The following is a 6,519-nucleotide window of genomic DNA, read 5'->3' on the forward strand; positions in this document are numbered from 1 at the left end:
GACCTCGGCAACTTTGACGAAAGTGGGCACGATTTGCTCCTTCGGACGAGCCCGCAGCACGGAGTTGTGTGGCGGCCAGCCTGAACCCTGGCGAGTGCTCAACGGGGCTGGGCGGTCTGGGCGATCATGATCTGCTTGCGGAAGTTCTCGACCATCGTCTCGTCGAGGCGGACCTCGGTGGGACGGCGGGCGAGCGACATCTGGTCGATCTTGTCCTGCAGCTTGAGCAGAGCGTAGAACAGGTTCTCCGGGCGCGGCGGGCAGCCGATGACGTACACGTCGGTGGGCACGATGCGGTCCACACCCTGCAGCACGGCGTAGGTGTTGAACGGCCCGCCGACCGAGGAACAGGCGCCCATGGAAATGCACCACTTGGGATCGGGCATCTGCGCCCAAATGCGCTGGATGACCGGCGACATCTTCAGGGTCACGGTGCCGGCCACGATCATCAGGTCGCTCTGCCGCGGGCTGGGCCGGAAGACCTCGGAGCCGAAACGCGCGATGTCGAACCGCGCCGTCGACGAAGCGATCATCTCGATGGCACAGCAAGCCAGGCCGAAAGTCATGGGCCAGAGCGCGGATTTGCGCGCCCAGTTGAACACGTAGTCCACCGTGGTGATGAGAAAGTTCTTCTCGAACTTGTTCTGCAGCCAGGCCATGGCGCTAGAGGAGTTCTTCGCCTCCCAGGAAACGAGTCTATGGGCGGGGCAAAAGAGTGTCAACCGGCTGTCGTGCTTGCTCCGTCTGCGCTGCTCTGATAGAAATTGCGCTTCTTCTGTTCTGATCCGGAGCGCGTATGGACCTGACCCGACGCAGATTCCTCGAACTCACCGGCAGCGCCGCCGCAGCGGCCTTGGCCAATGAACTCTACGGCCTGCCCGAACTGAACGCGCAAAACAGCGGCGGCAAACCTTCGGCGGCACTTTCCGAGCTGGCGGAAGTGGCGCTGAAGCAAGCCAAGAAGCTGGGCGCCACCTACGCCGATATCCGCATCAACCGCTACCGCGACCAGGTGGTGGCGCTGCGGTCCACGCCCGACGTTGCCAACGGCAAGATCAACCACGTACCGGCAGTGCGCGACACCGGCTCGTTCGGGTTCGGCGTGCGCGTGATCGCCAACGGTACCTGGGGCTTCGCCGCCAGCCGTATCGTCACCAGGGACGAGATCGCGCGCGTCGCTGCAGAAGCCGTAGCCGTCGCCAAGGCCAACTCGGCACTGCAGAAGCAACCCGTGCGGCTGGCGCCGGTGAAAGCCTACGTGGACAAGTACACCACGCCGCACCAGCGCAATCCCTTTGACGTGGCCATCGCCGAGAAGCTGGCGCTGCTGGAAAAGGCCAACGGCGAGGTCAAGGCCGTGCCCAAGGTGTTCAGCGCCAACTCGGTACTGGTGGCGAAAAGCGAGGACAAGTTCTTCGCGTCGTCGGAAGGCTCGCGCATCCAGCAGTACATCCTGCAGTGCTACGGGCAGGTGACCGCCGCGGCACGGGACCTCGAAAGACGCATCTCCCGCCAGCGCAATTACTCTCCGTCGCCCTACACGGCGGGCTGGGAAGCCATCGAGGAACACGACTTGCCGGGCAACGGCCGCCGCATCGGCGAGGAAGTGGTGGAGCACCTTTCAGCCCCGCCGGTCGCCCCGGGCAAGAAGGACCTGGTGCTGATGCCCAACCACCTGGCGCTGACCATCCATGAATCCATCGGGCACTCGACGGAACTCGACCGTGCCCTGGGCTACGAAGCCAACCTCGCCGGCACCAGCTTCCTCACGCCCGACAAGCTGGGCAAGTTCCGCATCGGCAGCGAGGTGATGAACATCCAGGGCGACCGCACGCTCCCGCGGGCCATGTCCACGGTGGGCTACGACGACGACGGAGTGAAGGCCACGCAGTTCGACATCGTCAAGAGCGGCGTCTTCCAGCACTTTCAGACCATCCGCGACCAGGCGCACCTGATCGGCGAGAAGGAATCGCTGGGCTGCTGCTACGCCGACTCGTTCGACAGCATCCCCTTCCAGCGCATCCCCAACGTGTGGCTGAAAGCTGGGACCAAGCCTATGAGGCTCGACGACCTTATCGCGGCGGTGGACGATGGCCTCCTGATCGATGGCCGCGGCTCCTGGTCCATCGACCAGCAGCGTTACAACTTCCAGTTCGGCGGTGACGCCTTTTGGGAGATCAAGGGCGGCAAGAAGGGGAACATGGTGTCGCGCGTGGCTTACCAGTCGCGCTCGACGGACTTCTGGTCGTCGCTGGAGGCCACGGGCGACCAGCGCTTTTGGGAGAATCATGGCCTCACCAGCGACGGCAAGGGCCAGCCCGTGCAGATCAATGCCATGAGCCACGGCTCCGCGCCCTCGCTGTTCCGGCAGATCAACGTGCTGCTGACGGATTAAGGGATTGCATGATCTGAGGACTTCCTATGCTAAGCAGAGATGACGCCAAGAAACTGATCGATCAGATTCTCTCCTACTCCAAGGCGGACGACTGCCAGGTGACGGTGGGGGAGCGCGACCTGGCGCAGACGCGCTTTGCCGTGAACAGCATCACCACCAGCGGGCGCTCGGCCGGCGTGGCGATCTACATCTCTTCCACCAAGGACCGGCGCACCGGACAGGTGGCCATCAACGAGACCTCGGAAGAAGCGCTGCGCAAGGCGGTGGCGCAATCGGAGGAACTGGCCGGCTTCGCTCCCGCCAACCCGGAGTATGTCGAGCCGCTGGGCGCGCAGAAGTATCCGGAGATCCCGGCGTATGACGCTGCCACCGCTGCAGCCGCGCAAAAGGAAATTTTGGGCGCCGTGAAGGCCGCAGTGGACGCTTCCCAAGCCAAAGGCGTGGTTTCCTCCGGCTACTACGAGCGCACCGCCTCAGCGCTGGCCCTGGGTAACAAGCACGGCAACTTCGGCTATGCCACGGGCACGCGCGCCGAGTACTCGCTGACCGCGCGCACGCCGGATGGCACGGGCTCCGGCTGGGCTTCCGCGGAAGGCCACCGCATGGCCGAGGTGGACGGCGCCCGCGCGGCCGGCATCGCCATCGACAAGGCCGTGCTCTCGCAGAAACCGCGGCCCCTCGAGCCCGGCCAATACACCGTGGTGCTGGAGCCGGCGGCGGTCTCAGACCTGTTGCAGTACATGTTCGGTTTCGGCAACATTTTTGACGCCCGCGCCGCCGAAGAAGGCCGCTCGCTGTTCACCCGCCGTGGCGGAGGCACCCGCGTGGGCGAAAAGATGTTCTCCGAGAAAATCACCGTTCGCTCCGACCCGTTCGACGCCCGCAATCCCGGCCGCCCTTGGGTCGGCACGGTGCAGGCAGACATCGGCGGTGTGGGCCAGTTCTTCTTTGGCGGAGGCGGCGGCGCCGGTCCCAGCTTTTTGCCGGCGGAGAAGATCGACTGGATCGAGAAGGGCGTGGTGAAGAATCTTTCCTACACTCGGTACTGGGCGGAAAAGAAAGATGCGAAGCCAACGCCTTTGCCCTCGGCCAACCTGGTGATGGAGGGAGACGACCACTCCGTCGAAGATCTGGTCCGCTCCACCGAGCGCGGCCTGCTGGTGACCCACTTCTGGTACATACGCTACGTCAACCAGCAGACGGTGCAGGTCACGGGACTGACCCGCGACGGCCTGTTCTGGATCGAGAACGGCAAGATCACGCACCCGGTGATGAACTTCCGCTTCAATGAAAGCCCGGCCAAGGTTCTAGCCAACGTGGAGATGCTGGGCCGCGCCGAGCTTTCGGATGGCCGCATCGTACCCGCCATGAAGGTGCGGGACTTCACGTTCTCGAGCGTGTCGGACGCTGTCTAGCGCTTCAGTAGATCTGATACGCCGGCGCCGGGTTCCGCACGTTCGGCTTCTGCGCCACCAATAGCAGCGCCCCGATGCGCTTGAACTCGCGCAATTCCTCGGCGTTCTTGAACCACTTGCCGCTGTATTCGTCGGGCGTGGGCGTGTCGTCGGGAATGCGAACCGCCTGCACATCCTCGAAAGCGTTGCGCTTCAGCAACTCGACGTACTCCGCTTCCGAGCGCGCGTGCACCGGAACCTTGAGCTCCTCCACCCAGCGCAGCGTGTAGGGGTTGTCCTTGTACAGGTTGATGAGGATGTAGAGTCGCGCGCGCGGCGCCATCACGCGGAACACTTCCGCCAGCGCACGCTCCTGGTCGGGGTAGTAATAGAAGGACTCGACCGAGAGCACCTTGTCGAAAAAGTTTTCCTCCCAGGGAATCTGCTCGGCCGAGCCCCACAGGAACATGATGTTCTCGAACTCGCGCGAGGCGGCGCGGGCGCGGCGGATCATCTCGTCGGAGATGTCGAGTCCGACAACCTGGCCGTGTCCCTGCGGCCCCTCACACACCAGCCGCGCCAGGATGCGGGTAGCCCAGCCCACGCCGCAACCCAGGTCGAGGACGCGCTCGCCGGGACGCAGCTCCATGAGCCGCAGGGTCTTTTCAGTGATGTCGAGATGGTGTTTCTCCATCTCCTCCCCGCGGCCCTGCTCGGCCCAGCGATTGAATTCCTGCTGCAGGATCTGGTCGGGATTCATTCGGGATGAGCGCTCCTCGCTTCTATGCTACATTTGCCGGTCGCAATGGCTCCAGTCCCCGAACCTCAGCCTGAACCGCTCTACTGCCCGCAATGCAGCCGTGAGGTCGTGGACCCGCTCACTTGTGGCGATTGCTCGGCAGTGATTTGCCGCCAGTGCGGCACGCCCCTGGAGCAGGCTGACGAACTGGGAATCGGGTGACCTGAGTCCATCATGTCCACTTCCTCCGCCCCCCAGGCTGCCGCCCAGCCCGCACATGTTCGCGCTCCCCGAGGCTTGCTTCAGGTGCTGGGTGTGGGCTTCGGGCTGGCGGTCATCATCGGCAACACCATCGGCGCCGGCATCCTGCGCACGCCGGGCGAGGTCGCCGCGCAGTTACCCAGCGTTTGGATCTTCCTCGGCGTGTGGGTGGTGGGCGGCTTGTACGCCCTGCTGGGAGCCTTCTCCATCTCCGAACTGAGCGCCATGACGCCACGCTCCGGCGGCTACTACGTCTTTACCCGCCGGGCGCTGGGAGAATTTCCCGGCTTCGCCGTCGGCTGGACGGATTGGCTGGCGCAGTGCGGCACGACCGCTGCCGTCTCCATCGTGATCGGCGAGTACAGCGACGTATTGCTGCGTCGCCACTTGCCGCAATACCCCGTCCTGTTCGGCCGGGAGATCCCCATCGCCATCACCGTCACCATCGGCATGGCGTTGCTGCAGTGGCGGGGCATCCGCTGGGGCAGCCTGATCCAGAACATCACCAGCGCCGCCAAGGCTTTGGGATTCTTGGGGCTGGTGATGGCCATCTTCGCGCTGGCGCCGCAGACGCCGGAAGTCGCACCGACTCCTCTGCCGACCGGCCTTCCGCTGCTGGTAGCGCTGGTCCTGGCGGCGCAGGCCGTCATCTACACCTATGACGGCTGGTACGGCGCCATCTATTTTGGGGAAGAGCTACGCGACCCTGCCCGCGACGCCCCGCGCTCCACCCTCTGGGGCGTGCTCTCGTTAATGGCCATTTACGTACTGGTGAACGCGGCGCTGGTGTACACGCTTCCCATGAGCGCCATCGCCAAGGACAAGCTGGCGCTGGGAACGGCGGCCGCGACCATCTTCGGCGAGTGGACCATCACCGTCATCAGCGCGCTGATGATCGTCTCCATGCTGAGCGGCATCAACGCCTACCACCTCATGGCCAGCCGCATCACCTTCGCCATGAGCCGCGACGGCCTGTTGCCGCCGGTGGTGGCGCGCGTGAATCCCGGCGGCACACCGACTACGGCGCTGTTACTGAGCACGGTGGGCAGCGTAGGTCTCACTCTTTTGCCGCTCCTGCGCGTGGGTGAGAAGCGTCCCTTCGAGGACGTGCTGGCCGTGACCACCTTCTTCTTTGTAACGGACTATTTCCTCGCGTACCTCGCGGTCTTCCTGCTGCGCCGTCGCGAGCCGGATGCGCCCCGGCCCTACCGCGCCTGGGGATATCCCTGGACCACTGCGCTGGCACTGGCCGGCTCGCTCGCCTTCCTTGCAGGAGCCCTGGCTGGCGACACCCGCAACAGCTTCTACGCCCTGGCCGTGCTGGCCGGCTGCTACCCGGTCTATCTTGTGCAGCGATACCTCAGACGGCGGGACTAGCTTGTCGCGGTAGTGACAGGGCTTTCTCGCGGCGCCTTGGACAAAACCTACTTCGCCCTTGACCCTTGTTTCGCCCGAGTTCCTTCCGGAGGGCCGAAGAACACCAGCAGGACCAGGTCTTCGGTGATGTCATGGAAGCGATGGTCGCCGTTGGCGCCCACGAAAATCACCGATCCGGGCTGAACGTCCAGATGCCGGGGCGTGCCATCGCCATCGAAGAAGAACTTGGCGCGGCCGCTCAGCACGTAGTAGATCTCGTCTTCGCTGTGTGGCTTCTGCTTGTCCTCAGCCCCGGCGGGTAGCGCGTAAACGCCCGCGCTCATGGCGTCGGTGCGCAGGAATTCGCGATACGC

The 6,519-nt window shown here is 64.5% G+C and carries 6 protein-coding genes; 3 read left to right on the forward strand and 3 right to left on the reverse strand.

Annotation, left to right across the window (positions count from 1 at the left end; all coding sequences use genetic code 11):
* Positions 1-98: 98 nt before the first annotated feature.
* The gene (gene nuoB / locus VLE48_14330; GenBank protein HSA94186.1) at positions 99-659 is read right to left on the reverse strand and encodes an NADH-quinone oxidoreductase subunit NuoB; all 561 of its coding nucleotides are present in this window, start codon (positions 657-659) and stop codon (positions 99-101) included.
* A 137-nt stretch (positions 660-796) separates the two neighbouring features.
* On the opposite strand from nuoB, the gene VLE48_14335 reads away from it, so the two are divergent.
* Positions 797-2,395, forward strand: coding sequence for a TldD/PmbA family protein (locus tag VLE48_14335; GenBank protein ID HSA94187.1), 1,599 nt, complete (start codon positions 797-799; stop codon positions 2,393-2,395).
* A 26-nt stretch (positions 2,396-2,421) separates the two neighbouring features.
* Complete coding sequence (locus VLE48_14340; GenBank protein ID HSA94188.1) at positions 2,422-3,810, forward strand: TldD/PmbA family protein; 1,389 nt, start codon at positions 2,422-2,424, stop codon at positions 3,808-3,810.
* 4 nt (positions 3,811-3,814) lie between these two features.
* Here VLE48_14340 and VLE48_14345 read toward each other — a convergent pair whose 3' ends face one another.
* The gene (locus VLE48_14345; GenBank protein HSA94189.1) at positions 3,815-4,549 is read right to left on the reverse strand and encodes a methyltransferase domain-containing protein; all 735 of its coding nucleotides are present in this window, start codon (positions 4,547-4,549) and stop codon (positions 3,815-3,817) included.
* Between the two features lie 213 nt (positions 4,550-4,762).
* Between VLE48_14345 and VLE48_14350 the strand changes: the two genes are divergently transcribed.
* Positions 4,763-6,166 carry an APC family permease gene (locus VLE48_14350; GenBank protein HSA94190.1) on the forward strand — a complete coding sequence of 468 codons (1,404 nt, stop codon included), beginning with the start codon at positions 4,763-4,765 and terminating at the stop codon, positions 6,164-6,166.
* 47 nt (positions 6,167-6,213) lie between these two features.
* On the opposite strand, the gene VLE48_14355 is transcribed toward VLE48_14350, so the two are convergent.
* Positions 6,214-6,519, reverse strand: a 306-nt coding sequence (locus VLE48_14355; GenBank protein ID HSA94191.1) for a cupin domain-containing protein, incomplete at its 5' end; no start/stop codon positions are given.

The sequence above is a fragment of the Terriglobales bacterium genome (assembly GCA_035454605.1).
GTDB lineage: Bacteria > Acidobacteriota > Terriglobia > Terriglobales > Acidobacteriaceae > DATMAB01.

Bases quoted from the DNA above. Each gene is read 5' to 3' on its own strand.
- nuoB (HSA94186.1), bottom strand. From the start codon at position 659: ATGGCCTGGCTGCAGAACAAGTTCGAGAAGAACTTTCTCATCACCACG.
- VLE48_14335 (HSA94187.1), top strand. From the start codon at position 797: ATGGACCTGACCCGACGCAGATTCCTCGAACTCACCGGCAGCGCCGCC.
- VLE48_14340 (HSA94188.1), top strand. From the start codon at position 2,422: ATGCTAAGCAGAGATGACGCCAAGAAACTGATCGATCAGATTCTCTCC.
- VLE48_14345 (HSA94189.1), bottom strand. From the start codon at position 4,549: ATGAATCCCGACCAGATCCTGCAGCAGGAATTCAATCGCTGGGCCGAG.
- VLE48_14350 (HSA94190.1), top strand. From the start codon at position 4,763: ATGTCCACTTCCTCCGCCCCCCAGGCTGCCGCCCAGCCCGCACATGTT.